The sequence below is a fragment of the Flavobacteriales bacterium genome (assembly GCA_016704485.1).
Classification (GTDB): Bacteria; Bacteroidota; Bacteroidia; order Flavobacteriales_F; family PHOS-HE28; genus PHOS-HE28.
This window is the reverse complement of the sequence record JADJAA010000002.1, coordinates 846,906-867,462: the sequence shown is the minus strand read 5'-3', so window position 1 is coordinate 867,462 and position 20,557 is coordinate 846,906. Positions and strand designations below refer to the sequence as shown.

Genomic DNA, 20,557 nt, shown 5'->3' with positions numbered 1-20,557 from the left:
GCTGAAACGCGGTTTTGATATGATCGCATCCGCGTGCGCACTGTTGCTGTTAGCACCTCTACTTTTCGTGTGTGGCTTGTTGGTGGCTCTTACTTCTTCGGGTGGAGCGTTCTTCCGTCAAACGCGAGTAGGGCGCGATGGAAAGGAATTCGATCTATTGAAATTCAGGACGATGCGCGTGGGTAGTGAGGCCCAAGGCCAGATCACCGTCGGTGGAAGAGATCCTCGGATAACGCAGGTCGGTTATTTCCTGCGCAAGACTAAGCTCGATGAATTGCCGCAACTGATCAACATCCTCAAAGGTGATATGAGCGTTGTTGGGCCACGGCCGGAGGTACCGAACTATGTGGCCATGTATGCCCCGGAACAACGCAAAGTACTTACGGTCCGGCCAGGCTTGAGCAGCTTAGCGAGTATTGCCTACATCAATGAGAACGAGATCCTTGGACGTAGTTCAGATCCGGAGCGCACCTACATCGAGGAGGTGATGCCTGCCAAGTTGAAGTTGGATCTACAGTATGTGCTTGAGCGTAATTTGAGACTTGATCTGTGGATAATCGCAAGAACCTTCTTGAAGTTGTTGAACCGCTGATCATGGATCTACTTGGACCATGCCCACAATTATCTGATCATCGTAGATCATATCCATCAGCGTTGTCTGCGTTCCAACTCTTCGACCACGCAGGGGCTCCATCAGCTGATCAGCAAATACGCTAATTAACTAAACCTCCGCTGGTCCCAACAGATCCCGCAACGTTTCCAGTTCCGCGCTACGTTCAGTATCGCCCATCTTCTTGTAGCTATTGGCCAAATTGTTCATCTGGCGGCGAATAATATCCAAATTCGTACACGGCTGATAGAACGAGGTCCGTCGTTCGATCTTTAGTTTTTCCAGGAATTCGTTGATCTCGTTGCGACCAAGAATATCGCCTTGGCTGAATGCATTTACGTAGAACAATACGTTCTCTTCACCATCCTGGCCATGATCGGCACCGCCCATGCTTTCTTCATCCAAATAGGCGAGAACGAAATGGTTCGGTAGGTTCACGCCCCGCATAGGGAGGCCTAGATCCTCAGCGAGTACTTGGTAAATGATGGCCAACGAAAGCGGATTGCCTTTTTTGCTGTCCAGCACCTCGTTAATGTAGGAGTTCTGCGGTGCGTGATAATTGCGCTTATTGCCTTTGAAACCGTGGATCTGAAAGAAGATGTGGTTGAACACGCGCACCTTTTCGAACGCGGTCAAATGATCGGTCAATTCCAACCAAATGTCCTGACGAATGGACGCCAAGCGGGCTTTCACCTTTTGCTCATCCATATCCGGATACCGGTACCTACTGATGATCAATGCGCCTTCCAACAGGTCTTCACCGCCACTAGCATGCCATGCTTTTAGACGATCCGTAACACCGGCCAGATGGATCGTATGCAAGATGTCCTCGATCCGGTTGCGGAACATATCGCCTAGGTCGTCATACTCCCAAGCGCGTTCCAATTGCGGCACAACTTCCTCGCCCAACCCAACGATCTTGCTACGTATCTGGTCGTAGACAGCTTCATCAGGGTCGTCGATCAACGTGATCAGGGCGCGTAGCTCGTTATCGCTCATGGTGGTGGCGAATCTATTCGGGATGTGGCTTTGTTACGGCACAGCCGCACTCCATGTTTTCACAGGTACGCTGTTGATGGAAAGTGGGATCTCGCCATTCAACAAACTCCTGCTCAAAGGAACATGCTGGGCGAATGTGTTGAATGCCCCAGAAAGTTACACTATTGCAACTACCGGATCAACTCAACCCGCACCTCCATCTGGTTCATGATCACACCAGCTCCGGTGCTTATGATACGCGGGTCCTTGTTGCTAGTTGCTACATCGCTTACTGTGAGCACACCTGCATCGCGGATGTAATGAATGTTGCGTAGGTCAACCGATAAGCCCAAAGTGATCTTGAACTGGCCGGAGGTGAGTACGATCCCATCACTGATGAATACGGCATCGTACGTGCCGGGCGCTATGGTTTGCAGTGAACTCCACGTCGTGCGGATCGGGAAATCGAGTAGGGTGACCAGACCGATCGCGATGATGAAATTCTCTAAAGGGCGGTCTATTTGGAAACGGACCCTGATCTGCCATGGACTGCCAAAAGGTAGCTCGTTGGTGGGTCGTCCTTGTTCATCTTCTATACTTAGCCATTCTGCAACTGCGCCTTCTGATCGGAAGCCTTTAGGCAATTCGATCTGGAAAGTGGATGCACTCTGTGTGTTCAGCTGTAAATATGTTTCAACCACATCGCGCATTGCACCGGTCGCTACTACAGTTCCTTTATCCAATAGTATACCCTTGTTGCAGAGGCGTTGCACCGCATCCATTTGGTGACTGACGAATAGAACAGTGCGGCCTTCGCTTGCAACGCTCTCCATCTTTCCCAAACACTTACGCTGGAAGGCTGCATCGCCTACGGCAAGTACCTCATCCACAATAAGGATCTCGGATTCCAGATGTGCTGCTACCGCGAAGGCGAGTCGGGTGTACATGCCGCTGCTGTAACGCTTTACGGGGGTATCCAAGAAGTTCTCGACCTCACTGAACGCCACGATCTCATCGAACTTGGAGGCGATCTCCGCGCGTGACATGCCCAAAATGGCGCCATTCAAATAGATATTCTCCCGACCCGTTAGCTCCGGATGGAAGCCTGTGCCAACTTCCAACAAGCTGGCCACACGACCATCAATGACCACGCGGCCTTTGGTGGGTTCGACAATGCGGCTCAGGATCTTAAGTAGGGTGCTTTTACCCGCTCCGTTCCTGCCGATCATGCCTACACGGTCGCCTGCTTCAACTGTGAAATTGACATCGTTCAACGCAAGGAATTCTTCAGAGGAAATAGCGGGATCACTCTTCTTGAACAGCGCTTTGGCCTTCTCCGTTATCACGTCACGCAGCGCAGTGTACGACCCACGCGTTTGGTGCTGTATCACGTACCGCTTGGTGAGGTGTTCTACGGATATGATCGGTTCGCTCATCAGATCACATCGGCAAAGCCTCGTTCTGTTCTACGGAAGTAACGGATCCCAATAAAGAGAAAGAAAAAACTGACACCGATGGAGAGTAGGAAACCAGGAATGTACAAAGCCGTTTCACCGCCTAGGATGCACCATCGGAAACCATCGATCACACCAACCATCGGGTTCATGGCGTATAGCAATTTCAGCGCTTCAGGGATGCGTATGCTTTCGTAGATGTCCGCACTGCTGAAAGCCACGGGTGAAACGTATAGACCGAATTGCACAATGAACGGAATGATGTAGCGGAAGTCGCGGTATTTCACATTCAATGCCGCGATAAGTATACCAGTGCCCATTGCAGTCACTAAGGCAAGCAGTAGAAAGAAGGGAAGCAACAGTAATTTAACGTCCGGCGCGAATTGATAGAAGATCATCAAAAGCACGAGGATGATGAATGATATCAAGAAGTCGATCAAACACACGATCACGGTGCTTGCCGGTACGATCAAGCGCGGGAAGTAGATCTTGGTCAGCAAATTCCTGTTCGCTACCAGACTATTGGCCGCCTCACTGAACGCCGTGCTGAAGAAGGTCCATGGAAGTGTTGCGGCACCTACTAGTAATAACCGTGGTACATCTCCGGGCAACTTGCTCTCGAACAACCATCCTAAGAAAGCCATAACGCTCAATGTCAATACAGGTCGGATCACACTCCATGCTACTCCGATGGTGGTCTGCTTGTATCGCACAAGAATGTCGCGCCAAGCCAAGAAGCCGAACAGCCCGCGGAACTTCCACAGGTCCCGCCAGTAGTGCTTATCGGCAGAGCCTGGTTCGAGAATGATGCGGTGTTCGTGCATAATGAGCCTTCTTCTTTTTCAACCCGATCGGGAGCGAAACTACGGTAAGCGCTGGCTTTGGGAACATTGCACAAGATGTTGGCTATGGCATTTGGTAATTACCTTCATCCAATACATCGGAGTCCATGAGATCATTGCTCGTATGTTCATTTATTGCGTTCTCCCTGTATTTACATGGGCAAGTTGTCAGCAATATTTCGTGCTCAAGCTCAGCAGCTGAACTTGCGATGCGTGGCTTACATGACCCATTGAATTATACAGCCTCGGATGTCATTGATGATCACGCGGAGATCATTTGTGAACTACGAAGCGCGATCTCTGCGGATTCGTTGAAGGAGAGCCTGATGTCCTTTCTGCAGTTCGGCACGCGAAATACGTTCAGTGATACCGCGTCGGATGTCACCGGGATCGGTGCCGCACAGCGCTGGGCCTTTGACCGGTTCCAACAGATAAGTGAAGCAAATGATTCCCGATTGATTCCGGCCTACATTCAATTCGATAATGTCGACAACCAAGGCGTTTGTGGAAGCGCGAATGGTTTGCGAAATGTGATCGCTGTGTTACCCGGGCGATCCGTCAATGAACACCGTACTATCATTATTGAAGCGCATTATGATAGCCGTTGCACGGATCTCTGCGATCTGGAATGCGATGCTCCTGGTGCGGAGGACAATGGAAGCGGCTCCGTTTTAGTGCTTGAATTGGCTAGGACCCTCAGCAAGTACACCTTTGACAATACGTTGGTTTTTATGCTTACTACGGGCGAGGAACAAGGGCTTTTGGGTGCTAAAGCAATGGCACAATATTGCGCTGATAAGGATGTTGCGATCAAGGCCGTACTGAACAATGATGTGGTTGGGGGAATTTATTGTGGCAACAGTTCTTCTCCGCCAAGCTGCCCTGGACCGGGTGCCGTGGATAGTTTGAACCTCCGCATATTCAGCAATGGCACTGCACAATTCATGAATCGTGGCCTGGCTCGGTCGATCAAACTTTTCTACGAGGAAAAATTGCGGACCGAAGTTGCAGTGCCCACCACCATTGAGGTCATGAATATGGAGGATCGGGTTGGTCGAGGCGGAGACCATATTCCTTTCCGCCAACTGGGTTTCACCAGTGTACGTTTCACCGCAGCGAATGAACACGGTACTGGGAACCCTTTATCACCGGGGTATACGGATAGGCAACATACAAGCGATGATATTCTGGGAGTTGATACGGACGGTGACCTTGTAATTGACAGTTTCTTCGTGGACTTCAATTACCTCCAGCGCAATACCCTGATCAATGGGATGACCGCTACACTACTTGCATTGGGCCCAGAGGCACCGGAAATAACATTGGCCGATGAACCCACGGGATTGCGTGTCGCCATTGTGCCACCATCCGGGTGCAGTACGTTCCGTGTTGCCGCTCGCAGGGTGAACAGCCCCGTGGAGTTCACTGCGGTCTATCTAACAACTGAAACTTCGTTCTTGATCCCTGGGCTGGTAGCAGGAAGTGGCTATTATATCTGCGCCGCAGCCATTGATGATAATGGAGTCACCAGTTCGTTCTCGAGTGAATTGTTGGCTGTGAGTGATGCCGATACGCCTGAAGCCCCTATGGATGATCTACCATACGGAATAAACTGCTCTGCGATCGGGATCCTGGATCATTCACAACCTGATCCGAGCGTTTTCATGTCTTGTTTTCCGAATCCGACCAGTTCCAATACCACCTTTGTGGTAGTTCCATTGAACGGGGTTAAAATGGAATATGCGCGGATCATAATTACCGACCCGTTGGGCCGGGATCTATTCATACTTCCAGTGGCGAACCGGCCTGGTAGACAAGAAGTGAACGTGGAACGGGACATGGAGCCGGGTATGTACGCCTATCGACTAGAACTGGATGGCAGGATCATTGCGACCAATAAGTTGATGGTGCTGCGTTGAACGCTCGGTTACTACTTGGATCACACGTAGCGGATGCGTCCACCTTTACCGGTCACCGATCCAGATAACGCCATCCTCCTCGATACGCACCTTTCGTTCCTTATACAATGCGCCAAGTGCTTTTTTAAAGGCTTTCTTGCTGATCCCGAACTCGCGGTAAATGGCTTCGGCGCTGCTCTTATCGGTCAATTGCAGGATGCCGGTCTGTTGCAATCGCTTGGCCAAGAGTTCGGTGTTCTTATCGTTGAATTGTCGATATCCGATGGCTTGAACCGTTATATCCAGCTTGTTGTCCTCGCGAATGGTCTTTACGTAGCCCGTGATCCGGTCACCAATGGATATAGGCCGAAATACTTCGTTCGAGTGGATCAGACCTTGGTGCGTGTTATTCACGATCACAGAAAAGCCAAGTTCACTTTTACCAAAGACCATGAGCGCTACCTCATCTTTCTCTTTTACGGTCAGTGTCGTATTGTCCAAGTGGTCCTCGATCCGTGTTGTACCATACAATCGATCCGTTTCGGGATTAAGCGTCAATCGGATCACATACCACCTACCTTCCTCCAATGCTCGTTTTTGCTCGCTATGGGGTACAATTAGAGATGGGTCAAAGCCCCAATGCGCATACGCTCCGAACTTATCCACAGCGGTGATCTTCAGTTGTGCGAATTCATCGAGTTGCAGCTTAGGTTCTTTGGTGCTGCCGATCTGCCTGTTGTTGGCATCGCGGTATACGAACACGTTCAATTTGCCATTTCGAACGAAGGTTACGTTGTTTCCTTCTTTCGGGATAAGGACCTCGCTGTCATTGTCGTGGCCTACATACACACCCATGCTACTGGATCGCAACATGGTCAGTTCTTGAACCACCCCAGTGCGTATCAGTTTATTGATCGGTTCAGTCATTTTTAGTTTGGTCTTTACGCTTTGGAAGCAGATCCGGAAGTATATACCAATCATCGAACTGCGATAGCTCTGTGTACTTTTTTACATAGCCATGCTGGCCGAGCAATTTTTCGATCTTATCACTCTTTACTCCGTTCTTGTCCGTGTTGTTCTCGCACGTGATCACTCGGAATTGATAGGAGCCGAAGTCGAATGCCTGTAGTAGTTGGAACTCGCTGCCTTCCGTATCAATGCTCAAGTAATCAATGATCTTAGGTGCTTCGTATTTTCTCAGCAGATCAGTCAACGATATCGTTGTTACTTCATACGATTCGAAGTTCTTTCTGGCATTGGAGTGTTCATTTTCCTGCTCAAGTCCCTGAATGGAGGAAAGCTCCGGATCTTCTGTTTGGTTGAATATCACTGTTTCGCCCGTGCTGGCATGAACGAGAGCGGTGTCAATGTGGCAGGATCTGTTAGACCTGAGCGCGCTATGCCATATCGTGGCTGGCTCGGCGAGAATGCCGGTCCATCCGAATTCCTTTTCCAGCAAATGGGTATTGCTTTTCTCCTTTCCGTCCGTAGCTCCGAATTCCACGAAATAGCCTTCTCGTTGAAAGTTCAATGCATGCAACACGAATATATCCTGTAGTATCTGCGATCTGCTTGACTTGATCAGTTCGCCCGTGCGTTCAAGCTTTTTACGGTCATAATGAACACCACCGACAACCTCCTTTTGCAATCGCTCCAATCGTTCCAACGTGCTGTATTTCGTTACAGCAATATTGAAGTACTTGAAGAATGATCGGAGGAATGCCATTGGATCACATTACGCCGTTGCGCGTTCCAACGCCTCTTTGATCATACGGTCGATCGCACCATGATGGTCTTTGCTGTACTCTTTGCGTAAACGGTTCGCTACAACGGTACACATGGTACAGACGCGGTGTCCTAACATTCCGCCTAGGCCATACAAAGCACTGGTCTCCATCTCGAAATTAGAGACCCGCAGACCTTCATGCGAGAAAGCGCTTAATGTTTCATTCAGGTCACCGACCGCTGGAACGGCCCGTAATTGACGTCCTTGCGGTCCGTAGAATCCTCCTGATGTTAGTGTAATACCAACCACGTTGTCATGGCCCAATGCTTCCACCAACTTCGCATCTGCCTTAGCAACGTACGGGAGTGGAAGGTTCTCCGGCCACTCCGTAGTATGGATCAGGTCGTTCAATAAGCGCGTTTCGTCATCCGTGTTCTCATAAGCGTAGTAATGCATTACATTATCCATTCCTACGCCATACGCACTAACGATCCGAGTATCACATGGAATGTCCTCCTGCAGAGCACCACAAGTACCCAAACGGATGATGCGCAATGACTTTTGCGTGCTTTTCGGTGTGCGCTTTTCCAGATCGATGTTCACCAATGCGTCCAATTCATTGATTACAATATCAATGTTGTCCGTACCAATGCCCGTACTGAGCGCCGTAACGTGGGTTCCATTGAAGACGCCTGTATGAGCCACGAATTCGCGGTTCTGAACGCGGTGTTCAACTTTTTCGAAATGTCGGCTCAACAGTTCAACACGGCCTTGGTCACCGACCACGAAGACCAGATCTCCAATTTGGTCCGGGCGTAATGCAATATGATAGATAGAGCCATCCGGATTGATGATCAACTCGCTCGGCGCGATCTCTACGCCTGGTTCAGTAAGGACTATGGGATGCATGAATTGGGATTATTGCTGTGCGAATACTTTCTGAAGTAACGATGTGGTACGTGCCAACGGGTCTTGCCTGATCTTCTTTTCTTCGTCTGCTAATAGAATGAAAAGTCCATCAATGGCCTTCGTGGTAATGTACGCATCCAGATCCGGATCAACCGCGTTGCCACCGGTTAAGAGGGTAGTGGTGTTGTACGTCGTTGCAAGAGGCGTCCAATAACTTGTTAGATCCACTGTCTGTGTGGCATTATGGACCACCGGTGCAAACTTGGCGGTCAGCGCTGTAGCTGTCTTTTCCCGTAGGAAGTTGGTGGCTGCATTTTCTCCGCCTTTCAATAGGTTGAAACCGTCCTGAATGGACATGCTGGTGATCGCATCCACGAACACGGGCACTGCTTCCTTGCTCGCCTCTACAGCTGCTCTATTAAGTGTAAGCTCAAAGTCATCGACCGGTTTGTTCAATCCGATATCCAGCAGTGTGTTCTTCACCTTGATGGCTTCAGGAGGAAAAGGAATTCGGATCAACGAGTTGCTAAGGAATCCATCGCTTCCGGTCGCTTTTTCAACGCTCCGTTCAGTGCCGATACGTAATGCTTCTTTCAATCCGGAGATCACCTCGTCATTGCTCAAGGCCGCAGTAGTTGTGCCATCAAGAATGCTTTGAAGTTCCTGCGGAGAGCAAGCGACCAAAGCGATACAGAAGATATAGGCAACGATCTTTTTCATTTTCTCACGATCTTTTCCAGCGCCACGCGCCAATCATTCGGTAATGCAATGGTAGCATTCACTACGTAATTGAAAGAGACCATTACGCACTTCCCGGTTGCGCAGATACCAGCATGGTTATCAATGCGATGGATCGCATAGCTTATTTCAAAACTCTTGGTTCCGACCTTGCTGCACCATGCTTCGGCCTCAATGGTATCGTTCAAATGCACAGGCCTCGCGTAGTCAATTTCATTGTGCGCAAGGATCAGGCCTTCCGTTCGCCAGTCGTTCACGGGAGGAACAACTTCACGCAGTAGTGCCATACGCGCCAGCTCGAACCAGTGCAAATAGACCGCGTTGTGCACATGGCGAGCCATGTCTACATCGCTGAACCGGATCTGGATAGGGGTTTTCATTTGGTAATAGGCAGTTTGCAGTGGGCAAGTAGCAGTTGGCAGTTTATAGTTTGCAGTTTATAGTTGGCAGTTGGCAGTTGGCAATGGACTGTTTGCAATGCCTTGCCAAGTTCATGGTTTTTTCGGGTAGATGCAGTACTTCTCGGGGTGGTCGATCATATGTCCAAGGAGCTTGCCAACTTCTTCGGTCAGTGAGAGGATCGGTGCTATATCCGCTTTGGTTACATATTCACATGCCAGCGCGTGGTCCAACCAAACTTGTGTCTCGGCATTCTCTGCGTCGCAGTCCGTCATTTTCGATACGAAATGAGCCGGGTACCTGCGTTTTCTATAACCCTCGCCAAAATTCGCGGTCACGGATCGCGATGACCTTCTAATTTGATCGGTCAAGGAGTACGTTTCTTCTTTCGGGAACTTCTTGCTCAGCTTATACACGAGTTGAGACATTTCAAAGCCCTTGCGATATGCGATCATTTCTTTGAAACTAGCCATGGGCAAGAGGGTTGTGGTGATCGAAGTAATTTGATGCTGACTGTAATACTGACCAAAGAGTTTCTTGATACCAGTTTCGCATCATGGAACTATGTAACGACTGTGAACTGTCCACTGCAAACTGCCAACTCTCCTTCTTTATGAAATAGGATTCAACATCACGCTGAACACCGTAATGCTATTCGGGTCGCGGTCATAAAAGAGCTTGTCCAGCGCTTCGAGGATGTTCTTGGCTCTGAAGTAGGATGTTTCCAGATCATTACGTCCTCTGTCGCTCCACTGGATCGTGTAGCTGCTGGTACGTTCCTTGTATGTTTTTACATAATCCAGCATCTGTTGGAGCGCATCGACTTTGTCGTTTCCTTCAGTAGCCTGGAAAAGAAAGCTTTGGTTGTGTGTCCGGCTTAGTGTGGTCAAGAATAGCTTTACACTTTTAGCGTGCTCTTCGTAGCTGAAGACCAAACTATCAGCACCCATGCCGATGTAGTTGCCGATCTCTTGTTGCAGACGACCTATTTCAAGGTTCTTATCACGTGTCATTCTGAAGTTCTTTACACCCGTGACGCCAATACGGTCAGGGCTTTGTGCTAGGGGCGTCCAAGTTACTGAACACGGAGTTATGGCTTCTATATTCGGGCACCAAGGCTTTCATGTATGCAACGATCCTTGCATTGTTTCCTTCATCCGTTAACGACGTTAATTGCACTACCGCCAAGAGTATTTGCTCTGGATCGGCAGGGCGCACTTTTCCGATCAAAATTCGAGGATGGTGCGTAGGCAAAGTGTTCTCTGTAGTGGCCAGTAATTCTTCATACAGTTTTTCACCTGGTCGCAATCCAGTGTAAGCGATCTCTATGTCCTTGCCGGGTTCCAAGCCGCTTAACCGGATCATCTTATCCGCAAGGTCAGCTATCCGCATTGGCTCTCCCATGTCGAATACATAGATCTCGCGGCCTTTACCCATGGTCGCTGCTTCCAATACGAGCCGGCATGCTTCCGGTATGGTCATGAAAAAGCGTGTTACCTGCGGATCGGTGACCGTTAACGGGCCTCCGGCCGCGAGCTGTTTCCGGAACAGCGGTATCACGGAACCACTACTGCCAAGTACATTCCCAAAGCGTGTTGTGATGAACTGCGGTGCGCCTGGTTTGCTGGCCATACTATCGATGACCATCTCCGCTATCCGTTTGCTCGCGCCCATGACGCTTGTAGGATTAACGGCCTTGTCCGTACTGATCAGAACGAATTGTTCTACACCATGTATACATGCTTGCTCAGCGACATTACGCGTCCCTAGGATGTTGGTTCGTACCGCTTCAGCAGGTTGTGCCTCCATCAACGGTACGTGCTTATAGGCTGCCGCATGGAATACCACCTGGGGACGTACACTTGAGAAAACACGGTTCATGCGAAGTTCATCGCGCACATCGGCAATGATCACTTGTGTTCCGGGTATGTTCCCCGAACGAAGCAATTCCATCTCAATGTCGTACAGCCCGGATTCAGCGATATCGACCAATGCTAAAGAAGCAACATCCAATTTGGCCAATTGCCTCACAAGCTCACTCCCAATACTGCCTGCAGCGCCCGTTACCAGTACTCGCTTGCCTTTGAAGCGCGCGATCACATCGGCTTCGTCCAAATGGATCACAGGCCTTCCAAGAAGGTCCTCTATCCGAACTTCCTGGATCTGCCCAGCGCTCAGCTGACCATTTATCCAATCGTTCACAGGCGGAATGGTAAGGACCTTCACGTTGGCCTTCATAGCCGCATCAACCACTTTTCGGCGATTCTCGGGGTCCGGTCGGCCTATTGCTATGATCACTTCATCCACGGCCTTATCAGCCAGGAACCGTGATAATTTATTGCTCGCAAAAATGGTTGCTCCTTCTAGCAGTTTCCCTGCTTTTCGTGTGTCGTCATCTACAAAGGCGACCACTTCATAACGTAAAGTGCCTGCGCGCTCAAGGGTTCGCTTCGTGATCAATCCGGCTTCGCCAGCTCCATAGATCACCACGTTCTTGGCTTCCTTTCCTGCGCCGATCGCTCTTAGATGTAGGAGCTTGAAAACGATCCGCGTGGAGATCATCAGCATGGCAGTGGCCATGAAATCGATCGCGATAATGCTTAACGGTAGAAGATACTTTTCATCCACAAGAAAATAGCGCACCGCTCCGATTAGGAGGAAGGTCAATGAACCTCCCAATACCGTCAGAAATATCCTCCTTGCATCCTGCGTATTGGTGTGGCGCACCATTACGCGATGTATGCCGGCGATCAAGAATGAGACCAACCGGACCAATAGGAATATCGGAAGAACCGGCCACAGGAGATCCAATTCATGCTGGGGAATGCTGAAATTGAAGCGAAGTGAGTACGCTACGCCTAGGGCAACAAGGCACAACGCCAGATCTACCACTATAACACCCCAGCGGGGAAAGAGTCCTTGCCTTACCATTGGATCGGAGCGAAAGATAACCGACGCGATGGCTATGCTCCTACGCGCTTTCTTTGCAACGACCTCGAATGCTCAAGATCCTATTTATAGCCGCCCACCGGCCAGACCGGTCGCCTAGTCAGCGGTATCGGTTCGAACAGTTCACGCCGTATTGGGAAAAGCATGGGTTTTCGCACCGCACGGCTTGGCTTTTGGATGAGGCCGATGATAAGAAGTTCTATGCATCCGGAAATCTAGCTGCAAAAGGTGCGATCTTTTTGAAGTGCCTCAGGCGCAGGGCCATACATGTGCGCGAAGCAAAGGAGTACGATCTGATCTTCGTTCAGCGTGAAGCGTTCATGACCGGGAGCACGCGGTTCGAGAAATTGCTTGCGCGAACCGGCGTGCCCATGATCTATGAATTCGATGATGCGATCTGGCATTTGGATGTTAGCGAAGGGAACCGAAAGCTTGCATGGCTCAAGGATCCTGGTAAAATAGCGAAGATCATTCCACTGGCTACACATGTAATTGCTGGGAATGAATACTTGGCGGACTATGCGCGACCGTTTAATCCGAACGTTGAAGTGATCCCTACAGTTGTGGATACTGAACGCTACGTGCCACTAGGATATGTTCCGCGCCCCGATGGAAAGATAGTGATCGGATGGACCGGGTCGCACACCAGTATGGCCCACCTTATCCAAGTGATCCCCATGTTACGAAGCCTTTATGCGAAGTATCTGAACAGGATCGTTTTTCGAGTGATCAGTGATAGAGCGTTCGAAGCACCGGGGCTACCTATTGAGAATATACTCTGGAACAGCATAACCGAGCCCGAGGACCTTGCACCCATCGATATTGGTATTATGCCGATACCCGATAATGAGTGGAGCCGTGGAAAATGCGGGTTCAAAGGTTTGCAGTACATGGGCATGGGAAAGGCCGTTGTATTGAGCAGGGTGGGCGTTAATGTGTCAATGGTCAACGATGGTGAGAATGGTTTTTTAGCCGACTCTGAAGATGAATGGATCGAAAAACTGGGACAACTGATCCAGGATAGCGATCTTCGCGGTCGGTTGGGTCGGGCAGCGCGTTCCACGGTAGAGCAGAAATACTCTGTTATTGCTTGGCGGGATCGTTACCTCGAACTCTTCCGTACTTTGATCGAAAATAAACCATCCATTTCTTGATCCGCTCCGGTCCTGGGATCACGGAATGATGGATACAATCAATAAAAATCACATACGAAATGGATACTGATACCGAATTGAAACGCACGGCTCTTTCTCATGTTCATGAAAAGCTCGGTGCCAAAATGGTACCCTTCGCCGGCTATTTAATGCCGGTGCAATACAGTGGCGTAAATGATGAACACGTGACCGTTCGCCAAGGAGTTGGCATGTTCGATGTAAGTCATATGGGTGAATTCATTGTACGCGGCCCTCAAGCTCTTGATCTGATCCAAAAAGTTACCAGCAACGATGCGAGTAAACTTACGCCGGGTAAAGTGCAATACAGTTGTCTGCCGAACAATACAGGTGGCATTGTGGACGACCTGCTCGTATACCACATGAAGCATAAGGACGATGAGCATTATGTGCTCGTTGTGAATGCATCAAACCTCCAAAAAGATTGGGACTGGATCAACGCGCACAACACCTTCGATGCCCAATTGGAGAACATTAGTGACCACATGTCGCTTTTGGCTGTACAAGGGCCCAAGGCAACAGATACATTGAAAGGATTCTTTACGGAGGACATTGGCGCAATGCCCTATTACACGGCGATGTATGCCGAAATGAAAGGCGTCGGTCTGGTGCTGCTAGCCACCACAGGATATACTGGTTCCGGTGGTTATGAAGTGTATGTACCCAACCCGAATGTTGAAAAGGCTTGGAACGAGATCATGGAAGCGGGTAGACCTTTTGACATAAAACCGACTGGATTGGCTGCACGCGATACGCTCCGATTGGAGATGGGATTCTGTCTTTACGGCAACGATATTGATGATACTACTTCACCGCTTGAGGCTGGTCTTGGATGGATCACCAAATTCACCAAGGAGTTCACCAATTCCAAAGCACTCAAGGAACAGAAGGAAAGAGGAGTGGAAAAGAAGCTCGTAGGGTTCGAATTGATCGACCGAGGCATCCCACGTCATGACCATCCGGTTGTTGATGCCAATGGTAGTGTTATCGGACGGGTCACTTCGGGCACGATGGGGCCAACTGTACAGAAGCCCATCGGTATGGCATACGTGCCAACTGCAAATGCAGGTGTTGGTAGCGAGATCCTGATCGATGTGCGTGGAAAAATATTGAAAGGTGTAGTTGTGAAATTACCTTTCCATATTGTTTCATAATGGCGGACCATAGCAACAACGTAGATTATAAATACCGCGTGGAGGTCTGCTTTACGCCGGGTCAATATCCGTTGTACGCAGAAGATATGGGTATCGTAGTGGTCATTGATATCCTGCGCGCGACATCTGCCATGGTAGCAGCCTTCGACAATGGCGTGGAAAAGATCATTCCGGTGTCCACGATCGAGGAAGCGCGTAAATTCATTGGTAAGCCTGGATACATCGCGGCTGCCGAGCGTGATGGTGAAATAGTGGAAGGCTTCTCTTACGGTAATTCCCCGTTGGCTTATATCGATGAAGATCTAACAGGAAAGACCATTGTTATGACCACCACGAACGGTACCAAAGCGATCAACCTTGCTATGGATGCACGCTTGTTGGTGATCGGTTCATTTCTGAACTTGACCGCATTGACCGATTGGTTGCTGCAACAGAATGATAATATTCTACTGCTCTGCTCTGGTTGGAAGGATAAGTTCAATCTGGAGGATTCCGTTTTTGCGGGTGCGGTCATGGATCGATTATTGGAAAGTGGTAAATTCGGGGTAGAAGAGGATTCGAGCATAGCTGCCAAGTACATGTACCTCGCGGCAAAAGAGAATGTTATGGGAATACTGAAAGCTGCACCACGTAGACGGCGTATCGATCAACTCAAAATGCATGCTGACGTGAAGTATTGCCTGACACAGGATCAGTGTAACGTTATCCCAGTGCTGCGCAATGGCGAACTCGTTCGCTTGGAAACTCCTGTTCCTGCATAATGTTGAAAAGGACATTTGTCGTTCTGATCGTTCTATTGGCGATCTTCCTTGCATTCCCTGAACGTACGGCTCCGGATGCTAATGCATGGGGATTCTACGGCCACAAGCGGATCAACCGAATGGCCTGCTATACGTTGCCTCCAGAGATGTTCGGGTTCTTTAAACGGCACATCGATTTCATCAGTGACCATGCCGTTGATCCGGATGCACGCCGGTATGCGGTCGAAGGGGAGGCGCAACGCCATTACATCGACATAGATCACTATGAAAAGGCGGGAGAGGACGTATTTGATGTGATGCCCAAGAAATGGGATGATGCCATTACGAAATACACGGAAGATACTTTACAGGCATACGGGATCGTGCCTTGGCACATCGAAGTTATGTTCGGGCGATTAGTGGCGGCATTCCAACGTGGCGATGTGGACCGGATATTGAGGAACGCGACCGAACTGGGCCATTACATCGCAGATGCACATGTGCCGCTCCACACGACCGAGAATTACAATGGACAGTTCACGGACCAATACGGGATACATGCTTTTTGGGAATCACGCATCCCTGAGTTGAGCGCAGAGAACTATGATCACTTGGTCGGTCGAGCGCAGATCATTGACAGGCCTTTGGATGCTGCTTGGATCGCCGTTAAGGACAGCCACTCACACTTGGATTCCGTATTTGGGATAGAAAAGCGTTTGAGCATTGAATTTCCAGAGGACCGAAAGTTCGTTTTCGAGGATCGAGGAAGAAGTGGAATGCGCACCTATTCAAGGGAGTTCACGATGGCGTATGAAGCGGCCATGGGTGGTATGGTAGAATCACGCATGAATTCGTCCATTATTACACTAGGAAGTTTGTGGTACTCCGCTTGGGTTGCAGCAGGTCAGCCGGATCTTGAACGGTTTGAGGATAAGGAAGTGAGTGATAGCCTTAAAGCCGTTCTGAAAGCTGAAGCTGAACTTTGGAAAGAAGGAGGAAAGGGCTTTGGAAGGGATCATGAGTGATCCGGATCCGTGCTCAGTGATCCGATAGGGATAACTGCTCTTTGCGTGAACATCATTTCAACGTTAGGGATCAACCCAGGTCCACTGAGATCACGCTTCTGTATTGTTAGGTTCGATGATCTTGAACAACTTGGTCCTTAGGTGAATAAGTTGTTAATAACATCGGAGGGGAGTTAGTTCGAGCTTTATTGATCCAGCATATATTGCATCTGTTCCGCATCAGAATGAGCGGGATTGGATTCATTTTCTCACCTAAAACCCACTCTCATGAATTGGTTTCTAAAAGCACTGAAGCAATACGCGGACTTTAGCAGCAGAGCAAGAAGAAAAGAATACTGGATGTTCACTCTGTTCTACATTATTGCGGCAATTGTCGCTATGGTTCTTGATAATGTCCTTGGTTTAACAATGAGCGAAGAGGTACCCTATGGGCCTTTTTATGGACTGGTTGCTTTGGCCTTGTTGGTTCCAGGTCTTGCTGTTGGGGTAAGACGGTTGCATGACGTTGGTAAAAGTGGTTGGATGTTTCTGATAGTTCTAATTCCGCTTATCGGTGGTATTTGGCTGCTAGTTTTAGCCCTTAAGGACAGTGTCCCTGGCGCGAACAAATGGGGTCCGAACCCAAAGGAAGCTCCAGATCCGGTTTAGCATGAAGTGATCAACTTCGTTCAATAAAAAGAAGGCCCAGTATGAAACGCATACTGGGCCTTCTCTTTCAACGTTTTTTTCAATTGTTGAACGATGCAGCTTGGAAGGCTCTATTCATATGGGAAGAGCTCATGTGTTGGTCTGCATTTTACGCTTCTTCAGTGGGTCTTCCGGCATGGTTCCGAAGATGTGGTCCCACAAAGGAGAGCTAACTCCGAACGCCCCCGTGTCCCCAACAAAGTGATGCAGGTTATGGTGCTTCCAGATGATCCTTAAAATATTCTTTGGAGGTGTGTAGATGTGTATGGCGTAATGGATCAGCAAGTAAGTGGCATAACCCGTCATGAATCCACCACCGAATGCGTAACCATAATTCCCCATCAATAAGCGGTAGATACCCACGAACAGTACTGCCATGAATGCGCTCATAAGTGGTGGCATTGCCAAACGCTTTTTATCCCGAGGGTGATCGTGATGCACGCCGTGAAAAAGATACTGGAGTCTGGCCTTACGAGCTGTATCCACACCCATATGGTAGAAATAGCGATGCACCAGATATTCAACCAGCGTAAAGAAAATGCCACCAACGATGAATAGGGACAATGAACCGATGATCCCAAGACCAAGCGGCCCAATGCACCAATAGAGAGCAAGTGCCCCGGTACCGAAGAAAATTGTAAGCGGGAATGCTATATGCGTTTTAGTAAGTGCCTCCATAAGAGGGCTTTCGAACATCCTACCACTATCATCGATCTTCTTCGCCATATTCTTCTACTCCTCTGCAAAGGTATAATAGACTTTTTACGAATGGATCATGTAAGGTATTTGTGATCAAGCAGGGCTACCTTTGTTTATATTGAAACTCAGATCCTGCGACCCTTTCCGGGTCGAAAGACGGGCATCGCGTTCTGATTTTCTAATTTCTACGATCCGCCGTACGGCGGATCGTAGCATCTGCATTATGCGACCCTGAAATAGGTCACAGAAATTAGGTCTCGGCAATACCCAGCAAGAATTTCGACCCTGAAATGGGTCGCAGAAATAAGTTGCGTGAATTTTAAGAGGCGATAGCCTTGGGGATCAAGGATCAATTGTCCAGTACAATATTACTTTTACACCCCCGCAAAAAAGCACTAGGGCAATTAGCTCAGCTGGTTTAGAGCACTACCTCGACAAGGTAGGGGTCGCTGGTTCGAATCCGGCATTGCCCACTAGTTCTTTTGATACGGATGGACTTCGTTCGATAAGCTAAAAATGTCACGTACACCGATCGTTCTGGCGCTCTTTGCCGTAGCTATTGCGATCTTCTCTTTTGGTCAAATTCCATTTTAATGAAATGGAAGAGGCCAAGAAGGTCATGGCGGATGGAAATGTGATGCCTGATGGTGTGGATGAGAGTAATTTTATACGGATCTATGGCGAAAAGACCACTGGCTCCTAGGAAACCACACGATAAGAGTAAGGTGTTTTTTAAGAGATTGCTGCACAGTGACACGTAATGATCGAGAATTGCAATGCATGCCATGTCACTAGTGGCTTTCCGTTCATTCGGATCAAAGAGTCCTTTGGCTTGGTATTTATGGATCATGACTTTCTTCCTGAGCCATCAAAGTGACCGATCCGTGGTCGGTGCGTCCAAAAGCCATCTCCTACCAATAAAGTGCTGTTCAAGAAAAAAGCCAAGGCCGATAGCCTGCTAAGTGACGAAGAACTCGTTGCGGAGTTACAGCATTCCATGGATGCTGATCGGTTCGGGCTACTTTATGATCGTTACGTGACGAAGGTTTATCAAAAATGCATCGGTATGACGCGAGACAAGGAACTCGCACACGACCTCACGCACGATATTTTCCTGAAAGTATTCGTCAACCTCTCCAAGTTCGATCACCGTTCTAAATTCGGGACGTGGGTCTATAGCATCACCTACAATTATTGCTTGGACCATCTGCGCAAAGCACAACGTCAACGGTCAACGCAAGTGGATGATGAGTCCATGACCGAGGATATTGCAGAAGATACCTACGAGAGCGAATTGTTGAATCTACGAAGCGAGCATATTGACGAGGTACTGGCGGCAATGGATCCTACTGATAGGACCATGCTATTGATGAAGTATCAAGAGGAGCATTCGGTCAAGGAGATCAGTGAATTATTGAACATTGGCGAGAGTGCTGTGAAAATGAGGGTCCTTCGAGCACGTGAACGTGCCTTGGCCAAGTATTACGAACTTTATCCGGAAGAGCGATGAGCCAGAATCCCTTCCAGATCATTCGGCCTTCGGACCAACCGCCTGAGAACCTCAAGAAAGAGGTGATCGGAAACGTCAAACGCATTATGCTCCTTATGCGCTTCATGCAATTGTTCATGTCCGATTTTGGAATGGCATTCTTTGAGAACATTAGATTGGTAGGTAGGAACGATAATAGTGTACATGATCCAAAACCTTAACAAAGCGGATCGATAACACCTAGAACGACATGGATCTTAATTACATTTTGGACCGATTGAACAAATCCTTCGACACCTATTTGAGCGGGATCATTGATGCGCTTCCCAGCATTATTGCTGGGATCATTGTGCTGTTGATCGGGTGGCTGTTCGCGAAACTGATCCGAATGATCCTTAAGCGCACCATTAGCGGCAAATTGGACCAGCTGGCCCAGAAAAGCGGTATAGCCAGTGTAATGAGAAAGGTCGGTATCCACTCATTCGGAAATTTCATTGGCATGCTGATCTATGGGGGGATCATGCTGGTCTTTATTATGGCTGCTGCGGATATAATGGGCATGACCCGCGTACAGGATGGCGTAAGCGCATTTTTCGTCTACCTCCCCACATTGATCACTGCCATAGTCATTTTCATGGCCGGACTCTGGGTCGGGGAGCAAGTGAACACGGTTATTACGAACTTAACGGAGACCTTGGGGATCAGCGGTGGTCGCAGCATGGGTAAGGTCCTTGGAGGTATTATCGTGCTTTTCATTTCCATTACTGCACTGAACGTAGCTGGTGTCGATACTGAACTGATCACTTCTAATCTTCAAATAATTTTGGCTGGGGTATTATTTGCCTTTGGCCTTGCATATGCCTACGCCTCTCGTAACATTCTTACGAACATCCTAAGTAGCTTTTACGGAAAGGATCGGTTCAAACCCGGTATGCGGATCAAAGTAGGAGAGGATGAAGGTGTTATTGATAGGATCGATAGTATGACCGTAACCCTACGGACCGTCAAAGGCGAAGTACTGATCCCTACGAGCCGTTTGATCACCGAGAGAATTGAGATCCTTGAAACACCGAACATTGAATAATTCA

22 protein-coding genes and 1 tRNA gene are annotated in these 20,557 nt (G+C 48.9%); 11 read left to right on the top strand and 12 right to left on the bottom strand.

Annotation, left to right across the window (positions count from 1 at the left end; all coding sequences use genetic code 11):
• Position 1: 1 nt before the first annotated feature.
• Positions 2-592 (top strand): sugar transferase, encoded by a 591-nt coding sequence (locus tag IPF95_14800; protein ID MBK6475956.1) that lies wholly within the window; start codon positions 2-4, stop codon positions 590-592.
• A 129-nt stretch (positions 593-721) separates the two neighbouring features.
• Here the strand turns inward: IPF95_14800 and IPF95_14795 are convergent, their stop codons facing one another.
• From IPF95_14795 to IPF95_14785, 3 genes are all read right to left on the bottom strand, one after another.
• The gene (locus tag IPF95_14795) at positions 722-1,609 is read right to left on the bottom strand and encodes a transglutaminase family protein (protein MBK6475955.1); all 888 of its coding nucleotides are present in this window, start codon (positions 1,607-1,609) and stop codon (positions 722-724) included.
• Positions 1,610-1,779: 170 nt separating this feature from the next.
• The gene (locus IPF95_14790) at positions 1,780-3,012 is read right to left on the bottom strand and encodes an ABC transporter ATP-binding protein (GenBank protein MBK6475954.1); all 1,233 of its coding nucleotides are present in this window, start codon (positions 3,010-3,012) and stop codon (positions 1,780-1,782) included.
• Between the two features lie 11 nt (positions 3,013-3,023).
• Entirely contained in the window at positions 3,024-3,866 is an 843-nt protein-coding gene (locus IPF95_14785) for an ABC transporter permease (GenBank protein ID MBK6475953.1), read from the bottom strand.
• A 227-nt stretch (positions 3,867-4,093) separates the two neighbouring features.
• Here IPF95_14785 and IPF95_14780 point away from each other — a divergent pair, with 227 nt between their 5' ends.
• Positions 4,094-5,803 (top strand): M28 family peptidase, encoded by a 1,710-nt coding sequence (locus tag IPF95_14780; protein MBK6475952.1) that lies wholly within the window; start codon positions 4,094-4,096, stop codon positions 5,801-5,803.
• Between the two features lie 45 nt (positions 5,804-5,848).
• Here IPF95_14780 and IPF95_14775 read toward each other — a convergent pair whose 3' ends face one another.
• From IPF95_14775 to IPF95_14740, 8 genes are all read right to left on the bottom strand, one after another.
• Positions 5,849-6,709 carry a GntR family transcriptional regulator gene (locus IPF95_14775; GenBank protein MBK6475951.1) on the bottom strand — a complete coding sequence of 287 codons (861 nt, stop codon included), beginning with the start codon at positions 6,707-6,709 and terminating at the stop codon, positions 5,849-5,851.
• Positions 6,702-7,508 (bottom strand): FkbM family methyltransferase, encoded by an 807-nt coding sequence (locus IPF95_14770; protein ID MBK6475950.1) that lies wholly within the window; start codon positions 7,506-7,508, stop codon positions 6,702-6,704. The genes IPF95_14775 and IPF95_14770 overlap by 8 nt, the downstream gene beginning before the upstream one ends.
• A 9-nt stretch (positions 7,509-7,517) precedes the next feature.
• Entirely contained in the window at positions 7,518-8,417 is a 900-nt protein-coding gene (locus tag IPF95_14765; protein ID MBK6475949.1) for a nucleoside phosphorylase, read from the bottom strand.
• 9 nt (positions 8,418-8,426) lie between these two features.
• Entirely contained in the window at positions 8,427-9,137 is a 711-nt protein-coding gene (locus tag IPF95_14760) for a DUF4197 domain-containing protein (GenBank protein ID MBK6475948.1), read from the bottom strand.
• Positions 9,134-9,535, bottom strand: coding sequence for an acyl-CoA thioesterase (locus IPF95_14755; protein ID MBK6475947.1), 402 nt, complete (start codon positions 9,533-9,535; stop codon positions 9,134-9,136). The genes IPF95_14760 and IPF95_14755 overlap by 4 nt, the downstream gene beginning before the upstream one ends.
• A 111-nt stretch (positions 9,536-9,646) precedes the next feature.
• Positions 9,647-10,027 (bottom strand): four helix bundle protein, encoded by a 381-nt coding sequence (locus tag IPF95_14750; protein ID MBK6475946.1) that lies wholly within the window; start codon positions 10,025-10,027, stop codon positions 9,647-9,649.
• A 138-nt stretch (positions 10,028-10,165) separates the two neighbouring features.
• A complete protein-coding gene (locus IPF95_14745; protein MBK6475945.1) occupies positions 10,166-10,567 on the bottom strand; it encodes a hypothetical protein in 402 nt (133 codons plus the stop codon).
• A 34-nt stretch (positions 10,568-10,601) separates the two neighbouring features.
• On the bottom strand, positions 10,602-12,485 hold the full coding sequence (locus IPF95_14740) for a polysaccharide biosynthesis protein (GenBank protein MBK6475944.1): 1,884 nt from the start codon (positions 12,483-12,485) through the stop codon (positions 10,602-10,604).
• Between the two features lie 68 nt (positions 12,486-12,553).
• Between IPF95_14740 and IPF95_14735 the strand changes: the two genes are divergently transcribed.
• The 5 genes from IPF95_14735 to IPF95_14715 all read left to right on the top strand — a co-directional run bounded on the left by IPF95_14735 (position 12,554) and on the right by IPF95_14715 (position 17,242).
• Positions 12,554-13,657 carry a glycosyltransferase family 4 protein gene (locus tag IPF95_14735; protein ID MBK6475943.1) on the top strand — a complete coding sequence of 368 codons (1,104 nt, stop codon included), beginning with the start codon at positions 12,554-12,556 and terminating at the stop codon, positions 13,655-13,657.
• Positions 13,658-13,734: 77 nt separating this feature from the next.
• The gene (gcvT, locus tag IPF95_14730) at positions 13,735-14,829 is read left to right on the top strand and encodes a glycine cleavage system aminomethyltransferase GcvT (protein MBK6475942.1); all 1,095 of its coding nucleotides are present in this window, start codon (positions 13,735-13,737) and stop codon (positions 14,827-14,829) included.
• Positions 14,829-15,590 carry a 2-phosphosulfolactate phosphatase gene (locus IPF95_14725; GenBank protein ID MBK6475941.1) on the top strand — a complete coding sequence of 254 codons (762 nt, stop codon included), beginning with the start codon at positions 14,829-14,831 and terminating at the stop codon, positions 15,588-15,590. Before gcvT ends, IPF95_14725 begins: the two co-directional genes overlap by 1 nt.
• Positions 15,591-15,592: 2 nt before the next feature.
• Positions 15,593-16,594 (top strand): S1/P1 Nuclease, encoded by a 1,002-nt coding sequence (locus IPF95_14720; GenBank protein MBK6475940.1) that lies wholly within the window; start codon positions 15,593-15,595, stop codon positions 16,592-16,594.
• A gap of 267 nt (positions 16,595-16,861) precedes the next feature.
• On the top strand, positions 16,862-17,242 hold the full coding sequence (locus IPF95_14715; GenBank protein MBK6475939.1) for a DUF805 domain-containing protein: 381 nt from the start codon (positions 16,862-16,864) through the stop codon (positions 17,240-17,242).
• A 129-nt stretch (positions 17,243-17,371) separates the two neighbouring features.
• On the opposite strand, the gene IPF95_14710 is transcribed toward IPF95_14715, so the two are convergent.
• The gene (locus IPF95_14710) at positions 17,372-18,007 is read right to left on the bottom strand and encodes a sterol desaturase family protein (protein ID MBK6475938.1); all 636 of its coding nucleotides are present in this window, start codon (positions 18,005-18,007) and stop codon (positions 17,372-17,374) included.
• A 371-nt stretch (positions 18,008-18,378) separates the two neighbouring features.
• Between IPF95_14710 and IPF95_14705 the strand changes: the two genes are divergently transcribed.
• The 4 genes from IPF95_14705 (at position 18,379) to IPF95_14690 (ending at position 20,553) form a co-directional block, all read left to right on the top strand.
• Positions 18,379-18,453: transfer RNA gene (locus tag IPF95_14705), tRNA-Val, on the top strand.
• Positions 18,454-18,902: 449 nt separating this feature from the next.
• Positions 18,903-19,490: an RNA polymerase sigma factor gene (locus tag IPF95_14700; protein MBK6475937.1), complete on the top strand. Its 588-nt coding sequence runs from the start codon at positions 18,903-18,905 to the stop codon at positions 19,488-19,490.
• Positions 19,487-19,690 carry a hypothetical protein gene (locus tag IPF95_14695; GenBank protein ID MBK6475936.1) on the top strand — a complete coding sequence of 68 codons (204 nt, stop codon included), beginning with the start codon at positions 19,487-19,489 and terminating at the stop codon, positions 19,688-19,690. The genes IPF95_14700 and IPF95_14695 overlap by 4 nt, the downstream gene beginning before the upstream one ends.
• A 29-nt stretch (positions 19,691-19,719) precedes the next feature.
• The gene (locus tag IPF95_14690; protein MBK6475935.1) at positions 19,720-20,553 is read left to right on the top strand and encodes a mechanosensitive ion channel; all 834 of its coding nucleotides are present in this window, start codon (positions 19,720-19,722) and stop codon (positions 20,551-20,553) included.
• Positions 20,554-20,557 lie beyond the last annotated feature (4 nt).

Coding starts and splice junctions, on each gene's coding strand:
- IPF95_14795 (MBK6475955.1), bottom strand. CDS start 1,609: ATGAGCGATAACGAGCTACGCGCCCTGATCACGTTGATCGACGACCCT.
- IPF95_14785 (MBK6475953.1), bottom strand. CDS start 3,866: ATGCACGAACACCGCATCATTCTCGAACCAGGCTCTGCCGATAAGCAC.
- IPF95_14780 (MBK6475952.1), top strand. CDS start 4,094: ATGCGTGGCTTACATGACCCATTGAATTATACAGCCTCGGATGTCATT.
- IPF95_14775 (MBK6475951.1), bottom strand. CDS start 6,709: ATGACTGAACCGATCAATAAACTGATACGCACTGGGGTGGTTCAAGAA.
- IPF95_14770 (MBK6475950.1), bottom strand. CDS start 7,508: ATGGCATTCCTCCGATCATTCTTCAAGTACTTCAATATTGCTGTAACG.
- IPF95_14765 (MBK6475949.1), bottom strand. CDS start 8,417: ATGCATCCCATAGTCCTTACTGAACCAGGCGTAGAGATCGCGCCGAGC.
- IPF95_14760 (MBK6475948.1), bottom strand. CDS start 9,137: ATGAAAAAGATCGTTGCCTATATCTTCTGTATCGCTTTGGTCGCTTGC.
- IPF95_14755 (MBK6475947.1), bottom strand. CDS start 9,535: ATGAAAACCCCTATCCAGATCCGGTTCAGCGATGTAGACATGGCTCGC.
- IPF95_14750 (MBK6475946.1), bottom strand. CDS start 10,027: ATGGCTAGTTTCAAAGAAATGATCGCATATCGCAAGGGCTTTGAAATG.
- IPF95_14745 (MBK6475945.1), bottom strand. CDS start 10,567: ATGACACGTGATAAGAACCTTGAAATAGGTCGTCTGCAACAAGAGATC.
- IPF95_14740 (MBK6475944.1), bottom strand. CDS start 12,485: ATGGTAAGGCAAGGACTCTTTCCCCGCTGGGGTGTTATAGTGGTAGAT.
- IPF95_14735 (MBK6475943.1), top strand. CDS start 12,554: ATGCTCAAGATCCTATTTATAGCCGCCCACCGGCCAGACCGGTCGCCT.
- IPF95_14725 (MBK6475941.1), top strand. CDS start 14,829: ATGGCGGACCATAGCAACAACGTAGATTATAAATACCGCGTGGAGGTC.
- IPF95_14715 (MBK6475939.1), top strand. CDS start 16,862: ATGAATTGGTTTCTAAAAGCACTGAAGCAATACGCGGACTTTAGCAGC.
- IPF95_14710 (MBK6475938.1), bottom strand. CDS start 18,007: ATGGCGAAGAAGATCGATGATAGTGGTAGGATGTTCGAAAGCCCTCTT.
- IPF95_14695 (MBK6475936.1), top strand. CDS start 19,487: ATGAGCCAGAATCCCTTCCAGATCATTCGGCCTTCGGACCAACCGCCT.
- IPF95_14690 (MBK6475935.1), top strand. CDS start 19,720: ATGGATCTTAATTACATTTTGGACCGATTGAACAAATCCTTCGACACC.